General features: G+C 73.1%; 29 protein-coding genes. 19 read left to right on the plus strand and 10 right to left on the minus strand.

The annotated features are described in order from the left end of the window. Positions 1 to 102: 102 nt before the first annotated feature. Positions 103 to 453, minus strand: coding sequence for a VOC family protein (locus ACYVJ4_RS12180; protein ID WP_460460396.1), 351 nt, complete (start codon positions 451 to 453; stop codon positions 103 to 105). A 64-nt stretch (positions 454 to 517) separates the two neighbouring features. Here ACYVJ4_RS12180 and ACYVJ4_RS12185 point away from each other — a divergent pair, with 64 nt between their 5' ends. Beyond that, complete coding sequence (locus tag ACYVJ4_RS12185; RefSeq protein WP_460460397.1) at positions 518 to 1,864, plus strand: MFS transporter; 1,347 nt, start codon at positions 518 to 520, stop codon at positions 1,862 to 1,864. 9 nt (positions 1,865 to 1,873) lie between these two features. On the opposite strand, the gene ACYVJ4_RS12190 is transcribed toward ACYVJ4_RS12185, so the two are convergent. Then, positions 1,874 to 2,449, minus strand: a complete 576-nt coding sequence (locus tag ACYVJ4_RS12190; RefSeq protein WP_460460398.1) for a dihydrofolate reductase family protein — start codon at positions 2,447 to 2,449, stop codon at positions 1,874 to 1,876. A 100-nt stretch (positions 2,450 to 2,549) separates the two neighbouring features. Between ACYVJ4_RS12190 and ACYVJ4_RS12195 the strand changes: the two genes are divergently transcribed. Then, positions 2,550 to 2,999 (plus strand): VOC family protein, encoded by a 450-nt coding sequence (locus ACYVJ4_RS12195; RefSeq protein WP_460460399.1) that lies wholly within the window; start codon positions 2,550 to 2,552, stop codon positions 2,997 to 2,999. A gap of 23 nt (positions 3,000 to 3,022) precedes the next feature. Here ACYVJ4_RS12195 and ACYVJ4_RS12200 read toward each other — a convergent pair whose 3' ends face one another. From ACYVJ4_RS12200 to ACYVJ4_RS12210, 3 genes are all read right to left on the minus strand, one after another. Beyond that, entirely contained in the window at positions 3,023 to 3,571 is a 549-nt protein-coding gene (locus ACYVJ4_RS12200; RefSeq protein ID WP_460460400.1) for an AAA family ATPase, read from the minus strand. Between the two features lie 10 nt (positions 3,572 to 3,581). After that, positions 3,582 to 4,823: a multidrug effflux MFS transporter gene (locus ACYVJ4_RS12205; protein ID WP_460460401.1), complete on the minus strand. Its 1,242-nt coding sequence runs from the start codon at positions 4,821 to 4,823 to the stop codon at positions 3,582 to 3,584. Between the two features lie 225 nt (positions 4,824 to 5,048). Continuing rightward, positions 5,049 to 5,885 (minus strand): thioesterase family protein, encoded by an 837-nt coding sequence (locus tag ACYVJ4_RS12210; RefSeq protein ID WP_460460402.1) that lies wholly within the window; start codon positions 5,883 to 5,885, stop codon positions 5,049 to 5,051. A gap of 44 nt (positions 5,886 to 5,929) precedes the next feature. On the opposite strand from ACYVJ4_RS12210, the gene ACYVJ4_RS12215 reads away from it, so the two are divergent. After that, on the plus strand, positions 5,930 to 6,301 hold the full coding sequence (locus ACYVJ4_RS12215; RefSeq protein ID WP_460460403.1) for a sterol carrier family protein: 372 nt from the start codon (positions 5,930 to 5,932) through the stop codon (positions 6,299 to 6,301). Here ACYVJ4_RS12215 and ACYVJ4_RS12220 read toward each other — a convergent pair. Together ACYVJ4_RS12220 and ACYVJ4_RS12225 are read right to left on the minus strand one after the other, a co-directional pair. After that, a complete protein-coding gene (locus ACYVJ4_RS12220) occupies positions 6,292 to 7,011 on the minus strand; it encodes a cache domain-containing protein (protein ID WP_460460404.1) in 720 nt (239 codons plus the stop codon). The genes ACYVJ4_RS12215 and ACYVJ4_RS12220 overlap by 10 nt on opposite strands. A 43-nt stretch (positions 7,012 to 7,054) precedes the next feature. Next, entirely contained in the window at positions 7,055 to 7,825 is a 771-nt protein-coding gene (locus ACYVJ4_RS12225) for a FadR/GntR family transcriptional regulator (RefSeq protein ID WP_460460405.1), read from the minus strand. A gap of 62 nt (positions 7,826 to 7,887) precedes the next feature. On the opposite strand from ACYVJ4_RS12225, the gene ACYVJ4_RS12230 reads away from it, so the two are divergent. The 8 genes from ACYVJ4_RS12230 to purM all read left to right on the plus strand — a co-directional run bounded on the left by ACYVJ4_RS12230 (position 7,888) and on the right by purM (position 15,423). Next, the gene (locus ACYVJ4_RS12230; RefSeq protein WP_460460406.1) at positions 7,888 to 8,949 is read left to right on the plus strand and encodes an ABC transporter ATP-binding protein; all 1,062 of its coding nucleotides are present in this window, start codon (positions 7,888 to 7,890) and stop codon (positions 8,947 to 8,949) included. Further along, complete coding sequence (locus ACYVJ4_RS12235) at positions 8,942 to 10,150, plus strand: ABC transporter substrate-binding protein (protein ID WP_460460407.1); 1,209 nt, start codon at positions 8,942 to 8,944, stop codon at positions 10,148 to 10,150. Before ACYVJ4_RS12230 ends, ACYVJ4_RS12235 begins: the two co-directional genes overlap by 8 nt. A gap of 102 nt (positions 10,151 to 10,252) precedes the next feature. Beyond that, on the plus strand, positions 10,253 to 11,026 hold the full coding sequence (locus ACYVJ4_RS12240) for an ABC transporter permease (protein WP_460460424.1): 774 nt from the start codon (positions 10,253 to 10,255) through the stop codon (positions 11,024 to 11,026). Between the two features lie 10 nt (positions 11,027 to 11,036). Further along, positions 11,037 to 11,855 carry an ABC transporter permease gene (locus tag ACYVJ4_RS12245; protein ID WP_460460408.1) on the plus strand — a complete coding sequence of 273 codons (819 nt, stop codon included), beginning with the start codon at positions 11,037 to 11,039 and terminating at the stop codon, positions 11,853 to 11,855. Positions 11,856 to 11,885: 30 nt separating this feature from the next. Beyond that, positions 11,886 to 12,314 (plus strand): OsmC family protein, encoded by a 429-nt coding sequence (locus ACYVJ4_RS12250; RefSeq protein WP_460460409.1) that lies wholly within the window; start codon positions 11,886 to 11,888, stop codon positions 12,312 to 12,314. A gap of 127 nt (positions 12,315 to 12,441) precedes the next feature. Continuing rightward, complete coding sequence (locus ACYVJ4_RS12255; protein ID WP_460460410.1) at positions 12,442 to 12,702, plus strand: hypothetical protein; 261 nt, start codon at positions 12,442 to 12,444, stop codon at positions 12,700 to 12,702. Between the two features lie 25 nt (positions 12,703 to 12,727). Continuing rightward, positions 12,728 to 14,281 carry an amidophosphoribosyltransferase gene (gene purF / locus ACYVJ4_RS12260; protein WP_460460411.1) on the plus strand — a complete coding sequence of 518 codons (1,554 nt, stop codon included), beginning with the start codon at positions 12,728 to 12,730 and terminating at the stop codon, positions 14,279 to 14,281. Next, positions 14,278 to 15,423 carry a phosphoribosylformylglycinamidine cyclo-ligase gene (purM, locus tag ACYVJ4_RS12265; RefSeq protein ID WP_460460412.1) on the plus strand — a complete coding sequence of 382 codons (1,146 nt, stop codon included), beginning with the start codon at positions 14,278 to 14,280 and terminating at the stop codon, positions 15,421 to 15,423. The genes purF and purM overlap by 4 nt, the downstream gene beginning before the upstream one ends. Before the next feature lie 24 nt (positions 15,424 to 15,447). Here the strand turns inward: purM and ACYVJ4_RS12270 are convergent, their stop codons facing one another. Both ACYVJ4_RS12270 and ACYVJ4_RS12275 read right to left on the minus strand, forming a co-directional pair. Beyond that, positions 15,448 to 15,645, minus strand: coding sequence for a DUF3073 domain-containing protein (locus tag ACYVJ4_RS12270; protein WP_460460413.1), 198 nt, complete (start codon positions 15,643 to 15,645; stop codon positions 15,448 to 15,450). A gap of 167 nt (positions 15,646 to 15,812) precedes the next feature. Further along, on the minus strand, positions 15,813 to 16,934 hold the full coding sequence (locus ACYVJ4_RS12275; protein WP_460460414.1) for a Glu/Leu/Phe/Val dehydrogenase dimerization domain-containing protein: 1,122 nt from the start codon (positions 16,932 to 16,934) through the stop codon (positions 15,813 to 15,815). 119 nt (positions 16,935 to 17,053) lie between these two features. On the opposite strand from ACYVJ4_RS12275, the gene ACYVJ4_RS12280 reads away from it, so the two are divergent. From ACYVJ4_RS12280 to ACYVJ4_RS12315, 8 genes are all read left to right on the plus strand, one after another. Further along, complete coding sequence (locus tag ACYVJ4_RS12280) at positions 17,054 to 17,887, plus strand: hypothetical protein (RefSeq protein ID WP_460460415.1); 834 nt, start codon at positions 17,054 to 17,056, stop codon at positions 17,885 to 17,887. Positions 17,888 to 18,040: 153 nt separating this feature from the next. Next, positions 18,041 to 18,241 carry a BldC family transcriptional regulator gene (locus ACYVJ4_RS12285; RefSeq protein ID WP_460460416.1) on the plus strand — a complete coding sequence of 67 codons (201 nt, stop codon included), beginning with the start codon at positions 18,041 to 18,043 and terminating at the stop codon, positions 18,239 to 18,241. A gap of 214 nt (positions 18,242 to 18,455) precedes the next feature. Continuing rightward, positions 18,456 to 19,424 (plus strand): pirin family protein, encoded by a 969-nt coding sequence (locus tag ACYVJ4_RS12290; RefSeq protein WP_460460417.1) that lies wholly within the window; start codon positions 18,456 to 18,458, stop codon positions 19,422 to 19,424. A gap of 30 nt (positions 19,425 to 19,454) precedes the next feature. Further along, positions 19,455 to 20,465 (plus strand): LacI family DNA-binding transcriptional regulator, encoded by a 1,011-nt coding sequence (locus ACYVJ4_RS12295; RefSeq protein ID WP_460460418.1) that lies wholly within the window; start codon positions 19,455 to 19,457, stop codon positions 20,463 to 20,465. Positions 20,466 to 20,606: 141 nt separating this feature from the next. Next, complete coding sequence (locus ACYVJ4_RS12300) at positions 20,607 to 22,322, plus strand: glycoside hydrolase family 13 protein (protein WP_460460419.1); 1,716 nt, start codon at positions 20,607 to 20,609, stop codon at positions 22,320 to 22,322. A 54-nt stretch (positions 22,323 to 22,376) separates the two neighbouring features. Beyond that, positions 22,377 to 23,768: an ABC transporter substrate-binding protein gene (locus ACYVJ4_RS12305; protein ID WP_460460420.1), complete on the plus strand. Its 1,392-nt coding sequence runs from the start codon at positions 22,377 to 22,379 to the stop codon at positions 23,766 to 23,768. 12 nt (positions 23,769 to 23,780) lie between these two features. Beyond that, the gene (locus ACYVJ4_RS12310) at positions 23,781 to 24,737 is read left to right on the plus strand and encodes a carbohydrate ABC transporter permease (RefSeq protein WP_460460421.1); all 957 of its coding nucleotides are present in this window, start codon (positions 23,781 to 23,783) and stop codon (positions 24,735 to 24,737) included. After that, entirely contained in the window at positions 24,734 to 25,729 is a 996-nt protein-coding gene (locus ACYVJ4_RS12315) for a carbohydrate ABC transporter permease (RefSeq protein ID WP_460460422.1), read from the plus strand. Before ACYVJ4_RS12310 ends, ACYVJ4_RS12315 begins: the two co-directional genes overlap by 4 nt. 19 nt (positions 25,730 to 25,748) lie before the next feature. Here ACYVJ4_RS12315 and ACYVJ4_RS12320 read toward each other — a convergent pair. Continuing rightward, a partial coding sequence (locus ACYVJ4_RS12320; RefSeq protein ID WP_460460423.1) for a citrate/2-methylcitrate synthase occupies positions 25,749 to 26,531 on the minus strand: 783 nt, incomplete at its 5' end.

Raw genomic sequence — 26,531 nt, forward strand, 5'->3', positions numbered from 1 at the left:
ACGTCCTACCCCACTTCTCTGGTCTCGACCCCCGCCCGAGACAGCACGCTGTCCTCGGCATGAGCGGACGTTTGTCGGGCTGGATCGCATGATCACTAAAGGTCAGGACTGTGTGAAGCCGAGCTCGTTGCCGTCGGGATCGCGGATCGTGAACTTGCGAGTGCCGTACGGGGTGTCGAACAGCGGCTCGAGCACGTCGACGTCCGAGCGCAGTCGCTCCCACCACGCGTCGACGTCGTCCACCTCGAGGTTGAACCGCGCGCCAGCGGCCGGCACTGGGTCGTAGCGTCCGAGCGCGAGCTGGGCGGGTCCGAGCGTGAAGTGCGCGTAGGTCGGTGCGTCCGGCGGCCAGTGCCCGGCCGCTGGCAGTCCGAGCAGCCACACGTACCAGGTGAGAGCCGCCGTCAGGTCGCTGACGTTCAGCCGGACGTGCGTGAGCCGAGGGACGTCCACCCGCCCCACGGTACGGCCGAAAACGGTGCGACAACCGCTCGCGCGACCTGGGAGAATTGTCGGGATGTCGTCGCTGCTGACCCACGCCAAGCCCCCGTCACCCCTGGCGGGACGGCTCGCTGCGCAGTCCCTGCTCTTCGCCCTCGGCGAGGGCACCTTCATGACCGGGTCGGCGGTGTTCTTCACCCAGATCGTCGGCCTGACGGCGGCCCAGGTCGGCCTCGGCCTGACCCTCGCCGGCGTGGGCGCGTTCGTCGCCGCGCTGCCGATGGGCAAGCTCGTCGACCGCTTCGGCCCGAAGAAGATGTGGGCCGTGAGCGCGGCCGGCCAGGGCGCGATGTTCTGCGTGTGGCCGTTCATCACCAACTTCAGCGGCTACGTGACCATGGCCGTGACGATGGAGGTCATCGGCGCCCTCGGCGGTGCGGCCTACGGCGCCTACACGATCGACGCGCTGCCGCCGGACGAGCGGGTGAAGTCGCGCGCCTACATGTACTCGGCGCTCAACGTCGGTTTCACCATGGGCTCGCTGATGGGCGGCATCGCCCTCGCGTTCCACTCCAACGACGTCCTGCACGCCCTGCCCTGGTTCACCGCGGTCGCCTTCCTGGTCAACGCCACCGCTATCACCCGCTTGCCCAAGGCCGCGCACGACGAGCGCACCGCCGAGGAGCGCAAGGTGCGCATCCCCGGGCCCGGCCCGCTGCGCAACCTCGGCTGGCTGCTGACGACGTTCTTCGGCGGCGTGTTCTGGACCAACCAGGTGCTGCTCAACATCGTCATCCCGCTGTGGCTGGTGCAGGAGACCGACGCCCCGCGCGTCCTGCTCGCGTTCCTGTTCGGCACCAACACCGTGATGTGCATCTTCTTGCCGATGGCGACCGCTCGCGGCGTCAAGGACATGTCGACCGCGCTGCGCGCCATCCGTATCTCGTCGACGTTCTTCGTCATCTCCTGCGTCATCACGCTGGCCACCCACGACACCGTCGGCTGGGTCACGATCGCCCTCGTCTGGTTGGGCCACGTCACCGTGACCGGCGCCGAGCTGTACCTCTCGGCCGCCAGCTGGACCTTCGAGGCCGAGCTCATGGACCCGCGCCAGCGCGGCTCCTACCAGGGCGCCCAGGAGCTGAGCGCCACCCTCGGCCGCGTCTGGGCTCCCGCGCTGTACACCTTCCTCGCGATGAGCTGGGGCGCCGCCGGGTGGCTGGTCATCGCCGGCATCATCGTCGTGGCGACCATCGGCATCCACCCGTCCGTGCGCATGGCTCGACGCTTCCTCGAGATCCACGTGCCGCCCGACGTCCTCGCCGACGCCCGGGCGTCCGCGCCGGACGCCGAGGAGGGGCTCGCGACCGGGCCGCCCTCGTTGATCTCCACCGAGGAGCCGGTCACCGAGCCGCAGCGCTGACGCGGGACCTCAGTGCAGGGTGGGGCGGTAGACGAGCTCCTGGATGTGGCCGTCGAGCGTGCGCTGCTCGAGCAGCTCGAGGTCGAAGTCGGCCGCCCCGCCGAACACCGGGTCGGCGCCGTTCTCACCCGTGATGACGGGGAACAGCGTCACCTGCACGCGGTCGACAAGTCCTGCCCGCATCAGCGCGCGGTTCATCGCCAGGCTGCCGTGCGAGCGCAGCGGGACGTCGGACTCCGCCTTGAGGCGAGCCACGACGTCGAGAGCGTCGCCCCTTTCCAGGGTGGCGTCCGGCCAGTCCAGCGGCTCGGACAGGGTCGACGAGATCACCGTCGTGGGCAGCTCGTGCAGACGCAGGCCCCACGGGTCCTCGACGTCCGGGTTGTCGCGGGTGTCGGCGAACATCGCGGAGAACAGCCGGAAGGTGTTGGCGCCCAGCACGAGTCGCTGCGGCTCGCTGTAGAGCGCGAGACGGTGGTCGAGCAGCTCTGGGCCCTGCTTGCCCCAGTAGCCGGTCCAGTCGCCGCCAGCGCTGCCGAAGCCGTCGAGGCTGGAGAAGACGTCGAAGGTGTAGGTCGCAGTCATGCGAGGGCTCCTCGGGTCGGGGATCTACCAGGGCAGACCGCCGATCACGGCCAGACTCATCGGCGCCGGGCTCGACCGCTGCTTGGGTAGCGTGCGGCGCATGCCCATCAAGCTCGAGAACGTCGCCATCGCCGTCCGCGACCTGGAGGCGACCATCGCCTTCTTCACCGACCTCGGGCTCACCGTCCTCGGCCGGGACGAGGTGAGCGGGGAGTGGACCGACACCGCCGTCGGCCTCGACGGCAACCACGCCAAGATCGCCATGCTGCAGACGCCCGACGGCAACGGGCGGCTCGAGCTCTTCGAGTACATCCACCCGGACGGGATCGAGACCGAACCCACGCTGCCGAACGAGATCGGCATGCACCGGGTCGCCTTCTCGGTCGACGACCTGGACGCCTCGCTGGCGATCGCGGCGAAGCACGGATGCCACCCGCTGCGCGGCGTCGCGACGTACGAGGACGTGTACAAGCTCACCTACGTGCGCGGCCCGAGCGGCATCATTGTCATGCTCGCGCAGGAGCTCCAGCCCAGCCCGAGCGACGCCTAGCGCCGCAACGGCTTCAGCCGGTTTCAGCCGGGAAGCAGCGGCAGCGTCGGCCAGCGCGAGCTCGCCCACGCCGGCCAGCTCGCGAAACCCTCCGGGGGCACCGGGAGCGGCGCGCCCGACAGCTCGACCGCCGTCGGCGGCTGGCACTGCTCGGCGAAACGGTCGTGGTCGGCCGCCGTCATCTCGAACGTCGTCTCTGGCGCTTCCAGCCAGCGCTGGTCGCACCGCGCCCGCCGCACCGCCTCGTCGACCACGAGGTGCTCGAGCCGGAACCGAGCGCCCGCCCCTTCGGTGATCGCCCGGATCGCGTAGCGCTCCTCGGGCGACCAGCAGCCGAAGTCGAGCACCACCGACGCGCCGCTGACCAGCACCTCGTGCGCCGTCCAGATCATCCGGCCTTCGAGCACGTCCCGACGTCCGCCCGCGTCGCTCTCGCCGAACAGCGGTGCCATCCAGTCGTCCGGAGTCAACCGCAGCACCGAGTGCTCGCGCGCCAGCTCTTCCGCCCGCGTCGTCTTGCCCGCCCCCGGCAGCCCGACGGTCAGGAACAGCGTCGGACGGTCGAGGGCCACGCCGCCGACCCTAGGCCAGGACGAGAGCCGGACGACGGGTGCTGACCAGCGCCGCCACCACCGAGGCCGTGGTGGCGGCGGCCAGCACGAGCGCCATGGTGAGCGAAGCGTCCGGACCCAGCCCCACCAGCGGCGCCGCCACCGCGCCGGCCAGGAACTGCCCGGTGCCGAGCAGCGCGGACGCCGAGCCCGCGGTGTCGCCGTGAGCGGCCAGGGCGAGGGCGCTGGCGTTGGGGAACACCAGGCCCATCCCGCCGACGACGCCGAACAGCGACGGCAGCACGGCCACCAGGCCGGCGTCCGTCACCGTGGCGGCGACCAGCCCGAGCCCGCCGAGCGCGCAGATCGCGGTACCGGCGAGCAGCAGCCGGGCCGGTCCGACGCGGTGCACGACCCGACCGCTGAGCTGGCTGAGCGCGGTGAGCCCGACGGTGTTGACGGCGAACACCGCGCTGTAGGCCTGCGGCGAGAGGCCGTGCACGTCCTGCAGCAGGAACGGCGAGCCGGCCAGGTAGCCGAACAGCCCCATGCACGAGAGCACGAGGGCGAGCAGCGGACCGGTGAAGCCGCGGTCGCGCAGCAGCTCGCGGAACACCCGCAGCGTGTCGAGCACCGACCCGCCGCGGCGCCGCTCGACCGGCAGCGTCTCGGGCACCCGCAGGGCCGCGACGGCCAGCAGCACCGCGCCGGTGATCGCGAGCAGCGCGAAGATCCCGCGCCACGAGGTGACGAGCAGCAGCTGGCCGCCGAGCACGGGCGCGAGCACGGGCGCGACGCCGGTCACGAGCATGAGCGCGGCGAAGAGCCGAGCCATCGCGGTGCCGCTGGTGCTGTCGCGCGCGATCGCCATGGCGCTGACCATCCCGGCCGCGCCGGCGAAGCCCTGCACGAACCGCCCGGCCACCAGCAGCTCGACCGTCGGGGCGACCGCGCACATCACGCATGCCACGACGTAGAGCGCCAGACCCGCGACCAGCGGGCGACGACGTCCGAGCCGGTCGCTGAGCGGACCGAAGACCAGCTGGCCGGACGCCAGGCCGACCAGCGTCGCGGTCAGCGTGAGCTGCGTGGCGGACGTCGACGCGCCCAGGTCGCGCGCGATGTCGGGCAGCGCGGGCAGGTACGTGTCGAGAGATAGCGGGCCGAGGCCCTGCAGCGAGCCGAGCAGCACCACCAGGCCGACGGGCACGCCGAGCGCCGCGCGCTCGGCGCGGTGGTCGGTGGCGATGTCGGGCGGGCAGGCGGTGGTCACGGCATTCCTTCGGCAGCGAGGGGAGGGGGTGCGAGCGCAGGCGAGCGTGAGATCGCTCTCACGCGCTCTCCTCTGCGCAATGACGATCGTCGCGAGCCTGTTCCCACCGCCGCCGAGGTATCCACATCCTGGACGCGACCCGTCCCGCGAGCGGCCCGCTGCGCACCTGCTCAAGCACACGGGCTCATCGCGCTCGGATGGGGCCGGCTTCTTAAGGAGGTGGGGTCAGGGGCGGGGGAGGCGGATGCCGGCGAGCTGGTGGCCGGTGGCGACGAGGCGACCGCGGGAGTCCCTGACGTCGCAGGTCTCGTCGACCGTGCCGCCTTCGACGAGCCGCGCCCGCTGCCGCACCACGAGCGGCCCGGACGACGGCACCGCCCGCACCCAGGCGCTGAGCTGCAGCGTCGGCACCCACCCGCCGAGCCCGACGTCGAAGGTCGCCGGCGGCAGGGCGTCGACCGCCAGCAGCAGCGCCAACGGGTCCGGCGGGCGCCCGTCGTCGAACGCCAGGTAGCCGCGCAGCTCGCCCTCGCCGGACGGCGACCCGGTGGCCCACCCGAGGCAGGCCGGGTCGACGTGCTCGGCCACGACGCCCATCAGCGGCACCTCGAAGCCCGGACCCTGCACCGGCAGCCGCACGCACTCCTCCAGCGGCGGCAGCGAGACCCCCGCCACCCCGTCGTGCACCGGCTCGACGTCGGCCCCGAGCGCGGCGACGGTCACGAGCCCCTCGGCCCGCAGCTCGCCGTCCGGGCTCGTGAGGCGCACCCGCGTCGCCACCTGCGTGCGGCCGTTGCGCAGCACCGCGACCTCCAGTGCCACCGGCCCGAACGGCACCGGCGACAGGTACGACGCGGTCGCCGCCAGCGGGTGCGGCAGCGCGCCCTGCCCGGCTGCGGCCCGCACCGACGCCACCTCGGCCAGCGCCGCGCGCGCCAGCAGGGCCAGCGCGTAGCCGCCGTTGGTGCGCCCGGCGATCGACCACTGCGGGTCGACCTCGGCCGAGTAGGTGCCGTCACCGGTGCGGGTCACCGCGGTGACCTCGTCGAAGCGCGCCGTCATGGGTCCATCCTCGCGACGTCGGTGGTGGGTGCGAGCATCGGGTCATGGCCACCCGTCGTCGCGTCGACCCGGCGCAGGGCCGGCAGGCCGTCGTCCGGTGGTCCGCCGACCCGACCGCGGCCGACCGCCCGACGCTCGCCACCGCGGTGCGCTTCACGCTCGAGGAGCTCGCCGAGCAGGCCCCCGGCCACACCGTCGAGGTGCGCGTACCGCCGTTCGGGGTCACCCAGTGCCTCGAGGGCCCGCGGCACACCCGCGGCACGCCGCCCAACGTCGTCGAGACGGACGCCGCCACCTGGCTGGCGCTCGCGACCGGCACCACTACCTGGGCTGAAGCCGTTGCGGCAGCGCAGGTGCGGGCCAGCGGCGAGCGCGCCGACCTCTCGGCCCTGCTGCCGCTGCTCGATCAGCGCTGACGCGGCAGCAGCAGCGCCAGCGGCACGGCCGTGCACCGCAGCAGCTCGCCGTCCGCGGACGGCAGCTCGCGCACCAGGTCGCCGGTCACCCAGCCCGTCCCGGACGACGTCACGACCCGCCCGGTGGCGCTGACCAGGGTCGACGGCGTGGTCAGCCGCTCCATGGTCGGCAGCACGCTGGCCTCGAGGCCGCGCACGTGCAGGTCGGCACCGACGACGCCGACGAAGCGGTCGTCGACCAGCACCGGCTGGGTGAAGGTCAGCGTGTACTCGTCGGTGCACAGGTAGTCGACGTACGGGCCCGTGAGGTGGGCCATGCCGTCGTCGCGCGGCCCGGCGAACCAGGCGAGCGCGGTGTAGTCGCGGAAGTCGTCAGCGCGCGGGTCGGTCTGCACCTGCAGCCGTTCGACGGTCGGGGCCGGGACGTCGCGGTCCGTCGTCCACCACTCGAGCCAATACGGGACGTCGGAGAGCGCGCCGGGCGCGGCCACGTAGCCCGCGCCGACGAGGGGCAGGTCGGGCAGGCGCAGCGCGGCGGCGGCGAGGTCCTCGATCGAGAGGCCCTCGCGGGTCGGCGCCACACCGCCCGAGAACGCCTCTGCCACAGCGGTTCTCAGCCCGTCGAGCAGCCCGTGCACGCGGTCCCCGACGTCGTCGACGGCGCGGACGACGTCCGCGCCCGAGGTCGTCAGGTCGGCCGAGGCGCTCACGCGACCATCATCCCTCGCCGGCGGGCTGCGTGGGGCAGGACCGTCACGACCGGCCGACCTGCGCGTGCAGCGCGCGCACCGCGGTGAACATCTGCGCCACGTGCGTCTCCGCCGCCGCCCGGGCCGCTGCGCCGTCGCCCGCCGCCACCGCCTCGTGCAGCCGGCGGTGCTCGCGGCAGGCGTCGGCCACCGCGCCGTCGTCCGAGTAGGGCAGCCACAGCACCGGGCCGACCGCGCTCTGCAGGGCGATCTCCTCGCGGGTCAGCCGCGGCGACTGAGCGGCCGCGGCGAGCTCGAGGTGGTACTGGCCCTCGGCCCGACGCCGGGCGCCGGCGTCGGCCGCGGCTTCCAGCCGCTCGGTGCCGGCGGCCAGCCGGGCGAGGTCGTTCTCGTCGGCGCGCTCGGCCGCCAGCCGGGCGCAGGCGCCGCTGATCGCGGCGTAGTGGTCGGCCAGGTCGCGCAGCTCGCCGAGCCCGAACCGGCGCAGCCGCGCGCGCAGCACCGAGGTCGCCGCGTCGTCCGGCGCGCACACGAACGAGCCCCCGCCGCGTCCACGCCGGGTGCGCACCAGTCCCTGCTCCCGCAACGAGGTCAGCGCCTCGCGCACGGTCACGGTCGAGACGCCCAGGCGCTCGGCCAGGTCGGTCTCGCTCGGCAGCTGCTCGTCGTCCGGCAGCAGGCCGAGCGCGATGGCGTCGGACAGCCGGCGGGTGACGGCCTCGGCGCGGCCGGTGGGCTCGAGCGGCGAGAACACCGCGGCTCGCGCGCCACCGGACAAGCGCGGGCCGGACCGCCGTGCGCCGTTCGCGACCACGCCACCCCTCCGTCCCGGCCAGCCTCTTGCGCGTTGACCTATGAAGTCATAGGTTCTGGCCCGTGTCCAGCCCTGAAGCCCCGGCGGTGCGGCTGCGCGGCGTGCGCAAGGAGTTCGCCGGCCACCCGCCCGTGGTCGCCGTCGACGACCTCGACCTCGACGTCGCCGACGGCGAGTTCTTCTCCATGCTCGGTCCCAGCGGGTCGGGCAAGACGACGGTGCTGCGGATCATCGCGGGCTTCGAGGAGCCGACGGCCGGCACCGTCGAGCTGGCCGGCGTCGACACGACGCGCACGCCGGCCTACGACCGCGACGTCAACACCGTCTTCCAGGACTACGCGCTCTTCCCGCACCTGAGCGTGCAGCAGAACGTCGAGTACGGCCTGCGGGTCAAGAAGGTGCCCGCGGCCGAGCGGCGGCGGCGGGCCGGGGAGGCCCTGGAGCAGGTGCGGCTGCCGCACCTCGCGTCACGGCGCCCCGGCCAGCTGTCGGGCGGGCAGCGCCAGCGGGTCGCCCTGGCCCGCGCGCTGGTGAACCGGCCGCGCGTGCTGCTGCTCGACGAGCCGCTCGGCGCCCTCGACCTCAAGCTGCGCGAGCAGATGCAGGTCGAGCTCAAGGCGATCCAGCGCGAGGTGGGCATCACCTTCTTGTTCGTCACGCACGACCAGGAGGAGGCGCTGACGCTCTCGGACCGGATCGCCGTCTTCAACGCCGGCCGGGTCGAGCAGGTCGGCGCGGCGGCCGACGTCTACGAGCAGCCCGCGACGGCCTTCGTCGCCGGCTTCGTCGGGACGTCGAACTTGCTGCAGGGCGAGACCGCGACCCACGTGGTGGGCCGGCCGGGAACGTTCGGCATCCGTCCCGAGAAGCTGCGGGTCGTGCCGCGCGGTGCGGCAGCGCGCGACGGCGAGCGGTCGACGTCCGCCGTCGTCCGCGAGGTCGTGTACGCCGGGCCGGTCAGCCGCGTCGTCACCGACCTGGACGCCGGTGGATCCCTGGTCGTGCTGCAGCAGAACGGTTCTGACCTCGACCAGGCGGTGCGGCGCGGTGATCCCGTGACCCTCGTCTGGCGCGACGAGCACGTGATGGACGTACCGACGGACGAAGGAGCAGCCCATGCGTAGGAACACCCTGGCCGTGGTGGCCGCGGGGGCGGTCGCCGCGCTCGCGCTCGCCGCGTGCGGCAACGACAGCGGCGGCAGCAAGGCCGACGCCGCGCAGGGCGGCTTCACCCCGCCCAAGCTCTCGGCCCTGAAGGCCCTCGGCGACCCGGAGGGCGAGGTCAACGTCCTCGCCTGGCCGGGCTACGTCGAGGACGGCAGCAACGACAAGACCGTCGACTGGGTCAGCGACTTCGAGAAGTCGTCCGGCTGCAACGTCAACGTGAAGACGTTCGGCACCAGCGACGAGGCGGTGCAGCTCATGCGCACCGGGCAGTACGACGTCGTGTCGGCGTCCGGCGACGCGACGCTGCGCCTCATCGCCGCCGGCGACGTCGAGCCGATGAACACCTCGCTCATCACCAACTACCCGGACATCTTCGACTCGCTGAAGAACAAGCCGTGGAACTCGGTGAAGGGCGTCGCCTACGGCATCCCGCACGGCCGCGGTGCCAACCTGCTGATGTACCGCACCGACAAGGTGAATCCGGCGCCCGACTCGTGGTCGGTGGTCTTCGACGGCAGCTCGGCCTACAAGGGTGCGGTGACGGCCTACGACTCACCGATCTACATCGCCGACGCCGCGCTGTACCTCATGTCGACCAAGCCCGACCTCGGCATCAAGGACCCGTACGCGCTCGACAGCAAGCAGCTGGCCGCAGCCGTCGACCTGCTGAAGGCGCAGAAGGCCAACGTGAGCGAGTACTGGTCGGACTACCTGAAGGAGGTGCAGGCGTTCAAGGCGGGCTCGAGCGTCGTCGGCACCACCTGGCAGGTCATCGCCAACGTCGCGCAGGGCGAGAAGGCCCCGGTCGACGTGGTGCTGCCGAAGGAGGGCGCGACCGGCTGGTCGGACACCTGGATGGTGGGCGCCAAGTCGCAGCACAAGGCCTGCGGCTACAAGTTCATCGACCACATCGTCTCCCCGAAGGTGAACGCCGAGGTGGCCGAGTACTTCGGCGAGGCGCCGGCCAACCGTAAGTCGTGCGACGAGACCTCCTCGCCCGAGCACTGCGACGTCTTCCACGCGGCCGACGAGGACTACTTCTCCAAGGTCTACTACTGGACGACGCCGATCCCGCAGTGCCTCGACGGGCGCACCGACGTCAAGTGCACCGACTACGCCGAGTGGACCAAGGCCTGGACCGACGTCCGCAACAGCTGAGAACCGCTGCGGTTCCTGGCATCTGACTGATCACTGCTGGTGCGCCGAGGAGGTGACGACGTGCGACGACGGCTGACGCTGGCCGGGCTGCTGGCCCCGCCGATGCTGTGGCTCGTCGTCGCCTACCTCGGCGCCCTGGCGGCGATCTTCGCCACCGCGGTCTGGACGACAGACCCGTTCACCAACCAGGTCGTGCGCACCTTCACGCTCGAGAACCTGCAGGGCCTGGTCACCGACCCGGTGTACCTGAAGATCATCGGTCGCACGCTGCTCATCGCGGTCTGCGTCACGGTGCTCTGCATGCTGCTGGCGGTGCCGTTCGCGTTCTTCATGGCCAAGGTCGCGCCACCGCGCGCCCGGCGGCTGCTGGTGGCGCTGGTGCTCGTGCCGCTGTGGGCGAGCTACCTGGTCAAGGCGTACGCCTGGCGCGCGGTGCTCGGCCCGGACGGCGTCCTCGACTCGACCTTCGGCGGCACGCCGGGCTACGGGCTCGTCGCGGTGGTGCTGACGCTGACCTACCTGTGGCTGCCGTACATGGTGCTGCCGGTGTACGCCGGTCTCGAGCGGCTGCCGGACTCGCACCTCCAGGCGTCGGCCGACCTCGGGGCGGGCAACCTCGTGACCTTCCGCCGGGTGGTGCTGCCGGCGCTGCTGCCCTCGATCGCGGCCGGCACCGTCTTCACCTTCTCGCTCAGCCTGGGCGACTACATCGCGGTGCAGATCGTCGGCGGCAAGGTGCAGGTGCTCGGCACCGCCGTCCTGCAGAACATCACGCTCGACCTGCCGTTCGCGGCTGCCCTCGGCACCGCCTCGGTCGTGATCATGGTCGCCTACCTGCTCGCCGTCCGGCGCACCGGCGCCTTGGACAACCTGTGAGGGGGACGTCGTGCGCCTGACCTCGCGCGCCCGCGCCGGCCTGTGGGTGTTCGGGCTGGTGGTGCTGGTCTTCGTCTACGCGCCCCTGGCCGTCGTGGCGCTCAACTCGTTCAACAGCGACCGCACCTTCGGCTGGCCGCCGCCCGGCTTCACGCTGCGCTGGTGGGACCTCGCGCTGCACGCCCAGGGTCCGCGCGACGCGCTCCGGACGTCGGTCGAGGCCGGCTTGGGGGCGACCGCGCTCGCGCTGGTGCTGGGCACGTTGCTGGCGCTCGCCCTGACGCGGTACTCGTTCTTCGGACGGCAGGCGATCTCGCTGCTCGTCGTCCTGCCGATCGCGCTGCCCGGCATCGTCACCGGCATCGCGCTGCAGTCGGTGATCCAGAACGTGCTGGGGCCGGTCTTCGGCATCGGCGCCGGGCTCTTCACGATCATCGTCGGCCACGCGACGTTCTGCATCGTCGTGGTCTTCAACAACGTGACGGCCCGGCTGCGCCGCAGCAGCGGGTCGCTCGAGATCGCGTCGGCCGACCTCGGGGCGCGGCCGTGGACGACCTTCCGGCTGGTGACGTTCCCGGTGCTCCGGTCGGCCCTCGTGGCCGGGGGCCTGCTGGCCTTCGCGCTGAGCTTCGACGAGATCGTGGTGACGACGTTCACCGCCGGTCCGGGCTCGCCGACCCTGCCGATCTGGATCTTCAACAACCTGTTCCGGCCCAACCAGGCGCCGGTGGTCAACGTGGTCGCGGTGGTGCTGGTGCTGGCGTCGGTGCTGCCGGTGTGGCTGGCGCAGCGGTTGGACGGGGCGGCGGCCGGCGAGTCGCGGTTGTAGGTTCGGAGCTCCCCGACGAAGGAGCGTCAGATGGCCACGACCCGCACCGCCGCCGCCCACTGGGAGGGGTCCCTCATGGAGGGGTCCGGCGAGGTGACCCTGCAGTCCTCCGGCATCGGCACCTACGCCGTGACGTGGCCCTCGCGGGCCGAGGCGGCGAACGGGCGCACGAGCCCCGAGGAGCTCATCGCCGCCGCGCACTCGACCTGCTTCTCGATGGCGCTCTCGCACGGGCTGGCCCAGGCGGGCACGCCGCCGACGTCGGTCGACACCACCGCCGAGGTGACCTTCCAGCCCGGCACCGGCATCACCGGCATCGCGCTCACGGTGCGCGGCGACGTCCCGGGCATCACGGCCGAGCAGTTCGAGCAGGCCGCGCAGGACGCCAAGGAGAACTGCCCGGTCAGCGCGGCCCTGAAGGCCGTGCCGATCACGCTCGAGGCGACCTTCGCCGGCTGAGCGACCGCGCGGGTCGGGCTCGCTCTCCGGAGAGTTCCCCGCTGGGGCACGACGTGCCAGGACGGGGAACGCTCCGGCGGGAGGGTCCGTCCGGTGCGACCGCGGGCGCCCGGATACCGTCGACGGCGTGAGCGAGCCGACGTCCGGGAGCGACGAGCAGCAGCGACCCCGCGAGCTGCGGGTACGCCGCGCGCCGCGCTACCCGGTGTTCCTCGGCACAGGCGCGGTGCTGGGCGTGCTGGTCGCGGTGGTCGCGGGACTGGCCGGGCCGACCGAGCCCGGCACGGGCCGCGGCCCGCTGGTCGGCTACCTGGCGATCGGGCTCGGCCTGCTGGGCGCGCTGGCCGGCGGGGTCGTGGCCGTCGTCCTCGACCGGGGCCGTCGCTGACCGCTCGCTGTGCAACACTCGTGGGGTGGCACGAGGCGACGGGCTGCTGACCCACGACCTGCTCCCCGGCGAGAAGTCCCCCCAGGACGCCTGCGGTGTCATGGGCATCTGGGCCCCGGGCGAAGAGGTCGCCAAGCTGACCTTCTACGGGCTGTACGCGCTGCAGCACCGCGGCCAGGAGAGCGCCGGCATCGCGACCAGCGACGGCCACCGCCTGCTGGTCTACAAGGACATGGGGCTGGTCAGCCAGGTCTTCGACGAGACCGCCCTCGCGAGCCTGCCGGGCCACCTGGCCATCGGGCACACGCGCTACTCGACCACCGGCGGCAGCGTGTGGGAGAACGCCCAGCCCACGCTCGGCAACACCGCGGGCGGCACCGTCGCCCTGGCGCACAACGGCAACCTCACCAACTCGGCCGAGCTGCGACGCGTCGTCCAGCAGCGGTACGGCACCCAGGCCGCCGGCGAGCTCGGTCGCGGCAACACCACCGACACCGCGCTGGTCACCGCCCTGCTGGCCGGCGACCCCGACCACAGCCTCGAGGCCACCGCGCTCGAGATCCTGCCCGAGCTGCGCGGCGCGTTCAGCCTGGTCTTCATGGACGAGAGCACCCTGTACGCGGCGCGCGACCGGCACGGCATCCGCCCGCTGGTGCTCGGCCGGCTCGAGCGCGGCTGGGTGGTCGCCAGCGAGACGCCGGCCCTGGCCACCATCGGCGCCAGCTTCATCCGCGAGATCGAGCCGGGCGAGCTCGTCGTCATCGACGCCGACGGCCTGCGCTCCAGCCACTTCGCCGAGCCCGAGCCCAAGGGCTGCGTCTTCGAGTTCGTCTACCTCGCGCGCCCCGACACGACGATCAGCGGCCGGGTCGTGCACGAGGCGCGGGTCGAGATGGGACGACGGCTCGCGGCCGAGCACCCGGCCGAGGCCGACCTCGTGATCGGCGTCCCGGAGTCGGGCACGCCCGCCGCGATCGGCTACGCCGAGGCCAGCGGCATCCCGTTCGGCCAGGGCTTCGTGAAGAACTCCTACGTCGGGCGCACCTTCATCCAGCCGAGCCAGACGATCCGCCAGCTCGGCATCCGGCTCAAGCTCAACCCGCTCACCGAGGTCATCCGCGGCAAGCGCCTGGTCGTCGTCGACGACTCGATCGTGCGCGGCAACACCCAGCGCGCGCAGGTCCGCATGCTGCGCGAGGCCGGGGCCGCCGAGGTGCACGTGCGCATCTCGAGCCCGCCGGTGAGCTGGCCCTGCTTCTACGGCATCGACTTCGCCAGCCGGGCCGAGCTGATCGCCACCGGCCTGGGCGTCGAGGAGGTGCGCGCCAGCATCGGTGCCGACAGCCTCGGCTACATCAGCGAGGACGGCATGATCGCCGCCACCAACCAGCCCAAGGACCGGCTGTGCCGGGCCTGCTTCACCGGCGAGTACCCCGTGGCCCTGCCGGACGCCGACCAGCTGGGCAAGAACGTGCTGGAGACGCTGCCCGGTCTCGAGCTCGGCCGCGGCTCGCGCGACGCGGACGGCGTGCCCACCGGCCTGTCCGGCGGCGCGCCCGACGCCCTCTCGCGCCCGTGAGCGGTTCCGTGGACCGGTCCGTGGGCGACGTCCAGCCCGTCACGTACGCGGGGGCCGGGGTCGACGTCGAGGCCGGCGACCGCGCCGTCGAGCTGATGAAGGCGTGGGTCGCCAAGACCCGGCGTCCGGAGGTCGTCGGCGGTCTGGGCGGGTTCGCCGGGCTGTTCGACGTCAGCGCGCTCAAGGCCTACAAGCGGCCGCTGCTCGCCACCAGCACCGACGGCGTCGGCACCAAGGTGCAGATCGCCCAGCGGCTCGACGTCCACCACACCATCGGCTTCGACCTGGTCGGCATGGTCGTCGACGACATCGTCGTCGCCGGGGCCGAGCCGCTGTTCATGACCGACTACATCGCCTGCGGCGCGGTGGTGCCCGAGCGGATCGCGGCCGTCGTCCGGGGCATCGCCGAGGCGTGCGTCGCGGCGGGGTGCGCCCTGGCCGGCGGCGAGACCGCCGAGCACCCGGGCCTGCTCGCGCCCGGGGAGTACGACGTCGCCGGCGCGGTGACCGGAGTGGTCGAGGCGGACGACGTCCTTGGGCCCGACCGGGTGCGCGACGGCGACGTGCTGGTGGGCATGGCGTCGTCCGGGCTGCACTCCAACGGGTACTCGCTGGTGCGCCGGGTGCTCGAGGTCAGCGGCTGGGAGCTCGAGCGGCACGTCGACGAGCTGGGCCGCACCGTCGGCGAGGAGCTGCTCGAGCCGACCCGGGTCTACGCCCAGGACGTGCTCGACCTCGTGCGCGGCGGCCGCGACGACGGCATCGAGACCCACGCCGTCAGCCACGTCACCGGCGGTGGGCTCGGCGCCAACCTCGCGCGCGTGCTGCCGCGGGGGCTGGAGGCCGTGGTCGAGCGCTCGAGCTGGACGCCCGCCCCCGTCTTCGGCCTCGTGCGCCGGCTCGGGCAGGTGCCGCTCGACGACCTCGAGCGCACGCTGAACCTCGGCGTCGGCATGATCGCCGTGGTCAGCGCGAGCAGCGCGGACGCCGCCGTGGCCCGGCTGCAGGCGCGCGGCCTGCCCGCGTGGGTGCTGGGCACCGTGCGGCAGGCCGACGGCACGCGTCAGGACGGCGACGTCACGCAGGGAGCCAAGGGCGTGGACGGCGGGGCCGTCCGGATGGTCGGCACCCAGCCGGTGTGAGCCGGCCGGGCAGGTCGGGACCGCTCAGCGGTCGCCGGACGCCCAGCTCTGGTAGTCGTCGTCCTCGTCGGAGGAGTCGGTCTCCTTGGCGACGGGATCGGCCCACGCCGGCGTACCGCCGTGGAGCTCTCGCTGGAGGGCAGTCAAGTCGGTGTCAGGGCTGTAGTACTTCAGCTCCCGGGCGACCTTGGTCTGCTTGGCCTTGGCGCGGCCGCGACCCATAGCGTCGACCCCCTCATGCGTCGACCGGGGCGGCTGGAGCGGCCCCGGATTCGTGTGATCTCGTCGTGGGCCCAACGGTACATCGTCAGATCGGGTTCCGGCGACCCGCCGTGCTCCGGCCGGGCGGGCACCACCCGACCGGAGCACGCGCCGAGGCGCGCAGGCGCTCAGCGCCGCCCGGTGGCCGGGTGCGGCAGCAGCATCCGCTGGTCGGCCGGCACCGCGGCGATCCGCCGCTCGGCGAGCCGGTCGGCCGCCACCGAGGGCGCCACCTGCTCGCGAGCCGCCTCCTCCAGCACGGACGTCGTCGCGTCGAAGATCCGCAGCGTGCGCTCGCGGGCGCGCTCGAACGAGAACCCGTGCAGCTCGTCGGCCACCTGGATCACGCCGCCGGAGTTCACCAGGTAGTCCGGCGCGTAGGTGATGCCGCGGGCCACGAGCAGGTCGGCCACCTCGGGCTCGGCCAGCTGGTTGTTCGCCGCGCCGCAGACCACGGTCGCGCGCAGCCGGGCGACGACGTCCGGGGTGAGGGCGCCGCCGAGGGCGCAGGGTGCGTAGACGTCGAGCTCGGCGTCGACCAGCTCGTCGGTCGAGCCGACCACCGCCACCTCGGGGTGCTCCTGGCGCACGCGGTCGACCGCGCCGGCCGACACGTCGGTGACGACGACGTCCGCGCCGTCCTCGAGCAGCAGGTCGGCGAGCAGGTGGCCGACCTTGCCGACCCCTGCGATGCCGACCCGCCGTCCGTCGAGCGTCGGCGCGCCCCAGCGGTGGGCGGCCGCGGCGCGCATGCCCTGGAACACGCCGAGCGAGGTCAGCACCGAGGAGTCGCCCGCGCCGCCGAGCGCCTCGCTGCGGCCGGTGACGAAGTCGCAGGTGGTGGCGACCACGTCCATGTCGGCGACGAACGTGCCGACGTCGCACGCCGTGACGTAGCGCCCGCCCAGGCTCTGCACGAACCGCCCGTACGCCTTCAGCAGCTCAGGAGTCTTGTCGCGCAACGGGTCCCCGATGATGACGGCCTTGCCGCCGCCGTGGTCGAGACCCGCGACCGCGTTCTTGTACGTCATGCCGCGCGACAGGTGCAGGACGTCGGCGACGGCCTCCTGCGTGCTGGCGTACGGGTAGAAGCGCGTGCCGCCCAGGCCCGGACCGAGCGCCGTGCTGTGCAGCGCGACGATCGCGCGGAGCCCGGACTCGGGGTCGTGGCAGAAGACGACCTGCTCGTGGTCGCCGCCGAAGACGTCGGTGCCGTCCTCGCTGCGCCGGTGGGTGGTGGTGCTGGTCACGGTCGTGACTCCTCGGGCTCGTGGCCGCGGCCCTCGTGAGGCCGGCGCCGCCGTCCGGGGGCGTCGTCGACCCCGGTGCGCCTCAGCCTAGAACCGGCGCGGGGTGACACCCTGGGGGTGTGCCCACCGTGACCCGTCGCCCGCCGTACCAGGCGCACCTGCGCGTCTACGAGCCCGTGCAGCACCTGCCGGCCGAGGCGCGGTCGCGATGGACCCGCTACGCCGAGGACCCGCCGACCCGCGCCGAGGTCGAGGCCGGGCTGTTCCACGACACCGTGCGGCGGCTGGCCGGCCGTCCGCCGGTGCCCGTGCCGCCCACCGAGAGCCACGACGCGCTGCTGCTCGAGGACGACGGCGAGCTCTTCGTCTGCCCGCAGCAGCCCCGGCTGGCGGTCTGGCAGAAGCTCGGCAGCCCCGACCTCGAGCACGACGAGCTGCCGGGCGAGGCCGTGCCCCCGGTGCTGCGCGAGCAGGCGGCGGCCGACCTGGCGGCGCACCTGGTGGCCGGCGGCGAGGGGCGGCTGTTCTCGCGCACGGTCGCCTGGCACGTGCCGGTCGCGTGGTTCGTGCCCTTCGCGGCCGACGAGCGCCGGCTCGTGCTCGGCGACGGGCGCTCGCTGACCTACCGGACGGCGATGTCGGCCGCGCGCCGTCGGGCCGCCGTGGCGCTGCGCACCGCCCGCGAGGCGCTCGGGGTGCTCGACCTGGTCGAGGAGATCGAGGACGTCGGCCGCTGGCTGGAGGAGTTCGACCCCCGCAGCCGGGTCGAGCTCGACTACGCGGGTCTCGCCGACCTGCTGGGCGAGGCGCACCTGGCGGACGACGACTCGGCGTCCGACGTCTGCGAGGGCCTGGCGGCGCTCGCGGAGGGTGACGCGACCTCGGCGGCGGCTGCTTACCGTCGGTGGACCACCCGGTGGCGCAGGGTGCAGCTCCTGGCGCGTTCGTCCTAGCGACTAGTCACCCTCCGTGGTGATCGGGGCCGAATGACTAGTCAAGGTGGGCGGTCCACAATGATCCGTCCGGATTGTTCCCTTCACGGGGTGCAGGGAGGATGATTGCGGGAGGAACCGCATCGCCTGGGTGCGGACGTTGAAGGAGTTGCGATGGCCACCAAGACCCCCGACGCGCAGTCGCTGCTGACGCCGGCCGAGGTCGCGGCACTGTTCCGCGTCGACCCGAAGACCGTCACGCGCTGGGCGAAGGCCGGCAAGCTGACCTCGATCCGCACCCTCGGCGGCCACCGTCGCTACCCCGAGGACGAGGTCCGTCAGCTGCTCGCCGGCATCCCGCAGCAGCGCAGCTGACCGCGTCGCCCGCCCACGGTGGCGGGCGTCGTCCGAGACGTGCAGCGCCGTACCCCGGGGGCGGGGTGCGGCGCTGCGCCCGTTCCCCCGCCCGTTCGGGGCACCTTCTTGGGAGATCGCCCTTTCGAGACCGGTTCCGCGGCGATTTCTTGGGAACGTGCCCGGACGGGTCGCGGGAGGGGCTGGACGGCGGGGGCGGCCGTAGGGTGGTTGCGTGAGCAACCGTGAGGCGCACCCGGCGGAAACCGTGTCGGTCGCCGACGCGCCGGGCGGACCGGTGCACGAGGTCGTCGAGGGGCGCGACGTCCCGATCTCGAAGACCAACCTGGTCAACCGCACGCTGCCGCACCGCGACCGCCGCATGGTCGGCGCCTGGTGCTTCGTCGACACCTACGGCCCGGACGCCGTCATCACGATGCCCGGCATGCGCGTGCCGCCGCACCCGCACGTGGGCCTGCAGACCGTCAGCTGGCTGCTGGAGGGCACGGTCGAGCACCGCGACAGCCTCGGCACCCTGCAGCTGGTCACGCCCGGCCAGCTCAACCTGATGACCGCCGGCCGCGGCATCTCGCACTCCGAGGAGTCGCCGGCCGACCGCCCGCCGCAGCTGCACGGCGCCCAGCTGTGGATCGCCCTGCCCGACGGCGCGCGCCACGTCGAGCCGCGGTTCGAGCACGTCACCGACCTGCCCCGGGTCGAGCTCGGGGACGACGTCAGCGCCACGGTGCTCGTCGGCACCCTGGCCGGTGCGACCAGCACGGCCCAGGTGCACTCGCCGCTGGTGGGCGCCGACCTCGACGTCCGCGGCCCGGCCGTGGTGCCGCTCGACCCGGCCTTCGAGCACGCCGTCGTCGTCACCAGCGGCACGGTCGAGGTCGACGGCGAGTTCCTCACCCCCGGCCGCCTGCTGTACCTCGGCGACGGGCGCGACGAGCTCGAGGTCAGCAGCCCGGACGCCGGCCGGTGCCTGCTGCTCGGCGGCGAGCCGTTCGAGGAGGAGATCGTCATGTGGTGGAACTTCGTGGCGCGCACCCACGACGAGATCGTGACCGCCCGCTCGACCTGGATGGCCGGGCTGGACGGCGGCACCGAGTTCGGGCAGGTGGTCGGCTTCGACGGCCCGCCCCTGCCGGCCCCCGACCTGCCGACCTCGCCGCTGCGCCCGCGCGGTCGCGTGCGCTGACTTGCGTGGCGTCGTCCTAGACTTGCGCCCGTGTCGAGACGGCTTGCAGAGGTCGCGCGTCGCGTCGGGGTGAGCGAGGCGACGGTCAGCCGTGTGCTGAACGGCAAGCCCGGCGTCTCGGACGCCACCCGCGAGAGCGTCCTGACCGCCCTCGACGTGCTCGGCTACGAGCGTCCGACCAAGCTGCGCGGCGAGCGCGCCAGGCTGGTCGGCCTGGTGATCCCCGAGCTGCAGAACCCGATCTTCCCGGCGTTCGCCGAGGTGCTCGGCGCCTCGCTCGCGCAGAACGGCATGACGCCGGTGCTCTGCATCCAGACCGCCGGCGGGGTCTCGGAGTCGGACTTCGTCGACCTGCTCGTGCAGCAGCGCGTGGCGGGCGTGATCTTCGCCGGTGGCCTGTACTCGCAGCGCGACGCCGACCACGCGCACTACGCCCGGCTGCTCGACCGCGGGCTGCCCGCCGTCCTGCTGAACGCCGCCATCGACGAGCTGCCCGTGCCGCGCGTGGTGTGCGACGACGCCAGTGCCGTCGAGCAGGCCATGGGGCACCTGATCGCGTTGGGGCACGGGGACATCGGGCTCGTGCTTGGCCCCGAGGACCACGTACCCTCGGAGCGCAAGCTGGCCACCGCGCGGCTCGTCGCGCAGGACGCCGGCATCACGCTGGACGACGCCCACGTCGTCCGCAGCCAGTACTCGCTGCAGGCCGGCCAGGCCGCGGCGACCCGGCTGGTCGGGCGGGGGGTCACCGGCCTGGTGTGCGCGAGCGACCCGCTCGCGCTCGGCGCGATCCGCGCCGTGCGCCGGGCGCGGCTGCGCGTGCCCGAGGACGTCTCGGTGGTCGGGTACGACGACTCGGCCCTGATGAGCTGCACCGAGCCGCCGCTGACCACGGTGCGCCAGCCGATCGAGGCCATGGGCCGCGCGGCGGTCGACCTGCTGCTGCGGCAGGTCGCGGGCGAGCAGACCCAGCCGGACGAGCTGCTCTTCGAGCCCGAGCTCGTCGTGCGCCGCTCCAGCGGCCGCGCCCCCCAGGCCTGACCGCCCCGCTCTCTCGCGTCGCCCGGCCCTGCCGTGCTGCCGTGATCGCGTTTCTGAACTTCGTGTGTCAAGTTCTTGCGCTGATCCATCGCGAATGCGTAGTGTCCGCGTCCAGATCAACCAGGGACGAGGAGGACGCGGATGGCCGTGCAGGACGCCGTCGAGCGCGAGGAGCGTCCCGCCGCCGTGCCGTCCGCCACCCGCCACCGCTGGTCGTCCGACCTGGAGTGGTGGCGCAGCGCCGCGATCTACCAGCTCTACCCGCGCAGCTTCGCCGACGGCGACGGCGACGGCGTGGGCGACCTGCTCGGCGTCCTCGAGCGGCTGCCGTACCTGCGCGAGCTCGGCGTCGACGCCATCTGGTTCACGCCCTGGTACCCCTCGCCGATGGCCGACGGCGGCTACGACGTCGCGGACTACCGCGCGGTCGACCCGCTGTTCGGCGACCTCGCGCTGGCCGAGGAGGTCATCGCGACCGCCCACCGGCTCGGGCTGCGCACGGTCGTGGACGTCGTCCCGAACCACGTGTCGGACCAGCACGCCTGGTTCCAGCAGGCTCTCGCGGCCGCGCCGGGCTCGGCCGAGCGCGCGCGGTTCTGGTTCCGTCCCGGTCGCGGCCCGGACGGCGCCGAGCCGCCCAACGACTGGTCCTCGGAGTTCGGCGGCCCGGCGTGGTCGCGGACGACGTCCGCCGACGGCACGCCCGGCGAGTGGTACCTGCACCTGTTCGCGCCCGGCCAGCCCGACCTGAACTGGGACTGCCCCGACGTGCGCGCCGAGCTCGAGGACGTGCTGCGGTTCTGGTTCGACCGCGACGTCGCCGGCGTGCGGATCGACTCGGCCGCCCTGCTGGTCAAGGACCCCGCGCTGCCCGACCTCCCGGCCGACCCGCGCCCGGGCGAGCACCCCTACGTCGACCGCGACGAGCTGGTCGAGGTCTACCGGTCGTGGCGGCGGATCGCCGACGAGTACGGCGGCCGAGCGCTGGTCGGCGAGCTGTGGCTGCCGGACGCCGACCGGTTCGCCCGCTACCTCGGGCCCGGCGTCCTGCACACGGCGTTCAACTTCGACTTCCTCACCTGCCCCTGGGACGTCGACGCGCTGCGGGCCTCGATCACCGCGACGACGGCGCTGCACCGGTCGACCGGCGCGCCGGCCACCTGGGTGCTGGCCAACCACGACGTCACGCGCCCGGTCACGCGGTACGGCCGCGACGACACGTCGTTCGCCTTCGACCGCAAGCGGTTCGGCACCCCCACCGACCTCGACCTCGGGCTGCGCCGGGCCCGGGCCGCCGCCCTGCTGAGCCTGGCGCTGCCGGGCAGCGTCTACGTCTACCAGGGCGACGAGCTGGGGCTGCCCGAGGTCGAGGACCTCCCCCTCGACGCGCTGCAGGACCCGATGCACGAGCGGTCCGGCGGCGTCGACCCCGGCCGCGACGGCTGCCGGGTGCCGCTGCCGTGGTCGGGACAGGCGCCGCCGTACGGCTTCAGCAGCCCGCCGGCCGGCAGCCCCGCGACGCCCTGGCTGCCGCAGCCGACCACCTGGGGGCCGCTGACGGTGCAGGCCCAGCAGGGCGACCCGCGCTCGACGCTGCGGCTCTACCGCGCCGCGCTGCGGATGCGGCGCGAGCACGAGGACCTCGGCGACGGACCGTTCGAGTGGCTGCCGGACGACGAGGTGCCGGCCGGCGTCCTCGCCTTCCGCCGCGGGCCGCACCTGGTCTGCGTCACCAACCTGCGCGACGAGCCGGTGGACCTGCCGGCCCACGACCGCGTGCTGCTCAGCAGCGCCCCGCTGGAGGGAGGTCGGCTGCCGGCGGACACGACCGCCTGGCTGGACGCCCCGGTCCCCTGAACGACGCCCCACCCGCACGCCCGTACCCGCACACCACCCCAAGGAGCGACGACGATGTCCTCACGCACGCGCACCACGGCCACGGCGAGCGCGCTCGCCGTCGTCGCCGCCAGCCTGCTCGCCGCCTGCGGCAGCTCGGTCGGCAAGGACTCCGAGGCCCAGGACGGCAAGGACGGCAAGGTCACCATCTCGGTCGAGGGCTGGCGCCCGGGCAGCGAGCAGGCGACCATCGACACCTTCAAGGCCCAGGTCGCGGCCTTCATGAAGGACAACCCGAACATCACGGTGCAGCCCAAGGAGTGGGAGTGGAAAGGCGAGACCTTCGCGGCCCAGCTCGCGGGAGGCACGCTGCCGACGTCCTTCCGCGTGCCGTTCACCGACGGCAAGGGCCTGATCGAGCGCGGGCAGATCGCCGACCTCACCTCCCAGGTGAAGGCGCTGCCGTACGCGGCGCAGTTCAACCCCTCGGTGCTCGCTGCGGCGCAGGGTCCTGACGGCAAGATCTACGGCCTGCCGACGCAGGTCTACGGCATGGGTCTGCACTACAACCGCGCGCTCTTCCAGCAGGCCGGGCTCGACCCCGACCAGCCGCCGACCACCTGGGACGAGGTGCGCGCCGACGCCAAGGCGATCCACGACAAGACCGGCCAGCCCGGCTTCGTGCTGATGAGCAAGGGCAACACCGGTGGTTGGGACCTCACGACGCTGACCTACGCGTTCGGCGGCCGGATGGAGCAGGCGGACGGCGACACGGTCACGGCCACGGTCGACAACGACGGCACGAAGCAGGTGCTGACGCTGCTCAAGGCCATGCGCTGGGAGGACAACTCCGTCGGCAACGGCGCGCTGCTCGACTGGAGCGGCATCAACCAGACCTTCGCCGCGGGCAAGGCCGGCATGTACGTCAGCGGCTCCGACGTCTACAACGCGCTGGTGCAGCAGAACGCCGTGAAGTCCGACGACTACGGCCTGGCCCTGCTGCCGATGTCGAGCTCGCCGGACGCCGGCATCCTCGGCGGCGGTTCGATCGTGGCGGTCAGCGCCAAGGCGACCAAGGCGCAGGCCGACGCCGCGGTGCGCTGGAACGACTACTACTACATGCGCAAGCTGGCCGACCAGACGGCGGCGCAGGCCGACGCCAAGACGCTCAGCGACGGCAAGCAGCCGGTCGGCACGCCGCAGCTGCCGGTCTTCGACGCCGCCACGTTGACGAAGTACAACGAGTGGATCAAGCCGTACGTCAACGTGCCCCTGGCGCAGATGTCGACGTTCACCGACGGGATCAACCAGCAGAAGCTCGTGCCGGAGCCGTCGTCGCACACCCAGGAGCTCTACGCCCTGCTCGACGGCGTGGTGCAGAAGGTGCTGACCGACAAGAACGCCGACGTCGACCAGGTGCTGGCCAAGGCGAACACCGCGGCGCAAGCCCTGGTGCGGAAGAAGTAGGCGCCTGACCCGATGTCGAGCACCCCAGCGCTCCTGCGCCGCCGCCCGCACCCCGTGCGGGCCGGGCGGCGGCGCAGGACGCCTCTCCGGTGGGTCCGCGACGGCGGGCTCACCACCCTGCTGCTCGCGGCTCCGCTGGTCGTGGTGTTCGCGCTCTTCAGCTGGTACCCGATCGTCCGCGCGGTCGTGATGAGCCTGCAGCAGACCAACCTCGTGACCGAGCCGGTGTTCGTCGGGCTCGACAACGTGCGCCAGGTGCTCGGCGACCCTTTGCTCCCGACGGCGGTGCGCAACACCGCCTGGTTCGCGCTGCTGGCCCTCGTCATGGGCTACCCGGTGCCGCTGCTGCTGGCGGTGCTGATGAGCGACCTGCGCCGGGCGCGCGGGTTGTTCACGGTGCTGGCGTACCTGCCGGTCGTCGTCCCGCCGGTGGTGGCGGTGCTGCTCTGGCGGTTCTTCTACGACTCCTCACCCACCGGCGTCTTCAACACGGTGCTCGGCTGGGTGGGGCTAGGGCCGTTCTCCTGGTTGGACTCCGCCACCTCGGCGATGCCGTCGCTGGTGCTGGAGGCGACGTGGGCCGCTGCCGGCGGGACGGTGATCATCTACCTCGCAGCTCTGGTCGCGGTGCCGGCCGAGCTGTACGACGCGGCGGACGTCGACGGCGCCGGCCTCTGGCGCAAGGTCTGGCACGTGACGCTGCCGCAGCTGCGCGGCGTCATGCTCGTGACGCTGGTGCTGCAGATCATCGGGACGGCGCAGGTCTTCCTCGAGCCGTACCTGTTCACCCGAGGCGGTCCTGACAACGCGACCACGACGGTGCTGCTGATGATCTACGACTACGCCTTCGGCAACAGCCTCGGCGGCGACTACGGCGCGGCTGCGGCGCTGAGCCTGATGCTCGCGGTGTTCCTGGCGCTGTTCTCGCTGCTGTTCTTCCGCCTCACGCGCTCGTGGAGCGACTCGTGAGCGTCGGGCTCGACGCCGGCCGCCGGGCGGACCCGACGGTGGTCGACCCGGGCGCCCCTGAGCCGCCGTCGTCCGGACGTCGACGGGCGCACGGACGACGGCGGCCGACCGACGCCACGGCGCGTGGCATCACCACGGTGCGCGACGTGCGCCACCCGCTGGCCCGATGGGTTCGGCGCGCCGCGTACGCGGTGCTGCTGATCGGGCTCGTCGTCGCGGCGCTCGGGCCGCTGCTGTGGCTGGCCAAGGCCGCGGTCACGCCGACGCAGGACACCTTGCGCCAGCCGATGGCCCTGTGGCCGAACGGGATCGACCTCGCGAACCTGCGCACGGCGTGGGTCGACGTCCGGCTCGACCACTACTTCGTCAACACGCTCGTCATCGCGGCCGGGTCGTGGGCGACGCAGATGGTGGTGGCCACCACCGGCGGCTTCGTGCTGTCGGTGCTGCGGCCGCGGTACGCGCGGGTGCTGCACGGCGCGGTGCTGGTGACGCTCTTCGTGCCGGCCGTGGTGCTGCTCGTGCCGCTCTACCTGACGATCCTCGACGTGCCGGTGATCCACCGCTCGTTCATCAACTCCTGGTGGGGCGTCTGCCTGCCCGCCGGCGCGAGCGCGTTCAACGTGGTGCTCGTGACGCGGTTCTTCGACAGCCTGCCGCGCGAGGTCTTCGAGGCGGCTGAGGTCGACGGAGCCGGGCCGCTGCGCCTGCTCTGGTCGGTGGTGCTGCCGATGTCGAAGCCGGTGCTCGGCGTCGTGTCGGTGTTCGCGGTGCTGGCGGCCTGGAAGGACTTCCTGTGGCCGCTGCTGGTGCTGCCCGACCCGGCCAAGCAACCGCTGTCGGTACGGCTGCCGACGCTCGAGCCGATCATCGAGCTCGACGTCTTCCTGGCCGCGCTGCTCATCTCGACCGTGGTGCCGGTCGTGGTGTTCCTGGTGTTCCAGCGGCTCTTCCTGCGCAGCGGCGAGCTCGGAGGAGCGGTGAAGGGCTGATCCCGGCGTCGGATCGAGGTCAGGGGAGCGGGACGGGGGCCGGCGGGGGTGGGCCGACGTAGCGGGCGCTGGGCCGGATGATCTTCGGGTCGAGAGCCTGCTCCAGCACGTTGGCGCTCCAGCCGACGACCCGCGCGACGGCGAACGTCGGGGTGAACATCTCGCGCGGCAGGCCGGCCAGGGCCATCAGCACGCCGGCGTAGAACTCGACGTTGGTGTGCAGCTCGCGTCCCGGCTTGAGCTCGGCCAGGATCTCGACGACCCGGCGCTCGACGGTGGTGGCGAGCTCGACCAGGCGCTCGGCGTCCGCGTCGCCGGCAGCGAGGTCGCGCACGGTGTCGCGCAGCAGCACCGAGCGCGGGTCGTCGGTGCGGTAGACCGCGTGGCCGAAGCCCATGATCCGTTCGCCGCGCAGCACCCGCTCGCGGATCCACGGGTCGATGCGGTCGGCGGTGCCGATGGCGTCCAGGGTGTCGAGCGCGCGGCTGGGGGCGCCGCCGTGCAGCGGTCCGCTGAGCGCGCCCAGCGCGGCGACGAGGCAGGCGGCGACGTCGGCGCCGGTCGAGGCGACCACGCGGGCGGTGAAGGTCGAGGCGTTGAAGCCGTGGTCGACGGTCAGCACGAGGTACCGCTCGACCGCCCGGGCCTGGCGCGGGTCGGGCTCGGTGCCGGTGAGCAGGGCGAGGTAGGCGGCGGCGTGGCCGAGGTCGTCGCGGGGGGCGAGCGGCTCGAGTCCGGCGCGCAGCCGGTGCAGCGCGGCCAGCACGGTCGGGACGGCGGCCGCCAGCCGCAGCGCGTCGTC

Source organism: Angustibacter peucedani (assembly GCF_054779595.1).

Bases quoted from the DNA above. Each gene is read 5' to 3' on its own strand.
- ACYVJ4_RS12190 (WP_460460398.1), bottom strand. From the start codon at position 2,449: ATGACTGCGACCTACACCTTCGACGTCTTCTCCAGCCTCGACGGCTTC.
- ACYVJ4_RS12235 (WP_460460407.1), top strand. From the start codon at position 8,942: ATGCGTAGGAACACCCTGGCCGTGGTGGCCGCGGGGGCGGTCGCCGCG.
- ACYVJ4_RS12210 (WP_460460402.1), bottom strand. From the start codon at position 5,885: ATGACGGCGCGCTTCGACGAGGTCACCGCGGTGACCCGCACCGGTGAC.
- ACYVJ4_RS12195 (WP_460460399.1), top strand. From the start codon at position 2,550: ATGCCCATCAAGCTCGAGAACGTCGCCATCGCCGTCCGCGACCTGGAG.
- ACYVJ4_RS12300 (WP_460460419.1), top strand. From the start codon at position 20,607: ATGGCCGTGCAGGACGCCGTCGAGCGCGAGGAGCGTCCCGCCGCCGTG.
- ACYVJ4_RS12215 (WP_460460403.1), top strand. From the start codon at position 5,930: ATGGCCACCCGTCGTCGCGTCGACCCGGCGCAGGGCCGGCAGGCCGTC.
- ACYVJ4_RS12285 (WP_460460416.1), top strand. From the start codon at position 18,041: ATGGCCACCAAGACCCCCGACGCGCAGTCGCTGCTGACGCCGGCCGAG.
- ACYVJ4_RS12305 (WP_460460420.1), top strand. From the start codon at position 22,377: ATGTCCTCACGCACGCGCACCACGGCCACGGCGAGCGCGCTCGCCGTC.
- ACYVJ4_RS12310 (WP_460460421.1), top strand. From the start codon at position 23,781: ATGTCGAGCACCCCAGCGCTCCTGCGCCGCCGCCCGCACCCCGTGCGG.
- ACYVJ4_RS12250 (WP_460460409.1), top strand. From the start codon at position 11,886: ATGGCCACGACCCGCACCGCCGCCGCCCACTGGGAGGGGTCCCTCATG.
- ACYVJ4_RS12185 (WP_460460397.1), top strand. From the start codon at position 518: ATGTCGTCGCTGCTGACCCACGCCAAGCCCCCGTCACCCCTGGCGGGA.
- ACYVJ4_RS12240 (WP_460460424.1), top strand. From the start codon at position 10,253: ATGCTGTGGCTCGTCGTCGCCTACCTCGGCGCCCTGGCGGCGATCTTC.
- ACYVJ4_RS12270 (WP_460460413.1), bottom strand. From the start codon at position 15,645: ATGGGTCGCGGCCGCGCCAAGGCCAAGCAGACCAAGGTCGCCCGGGAG.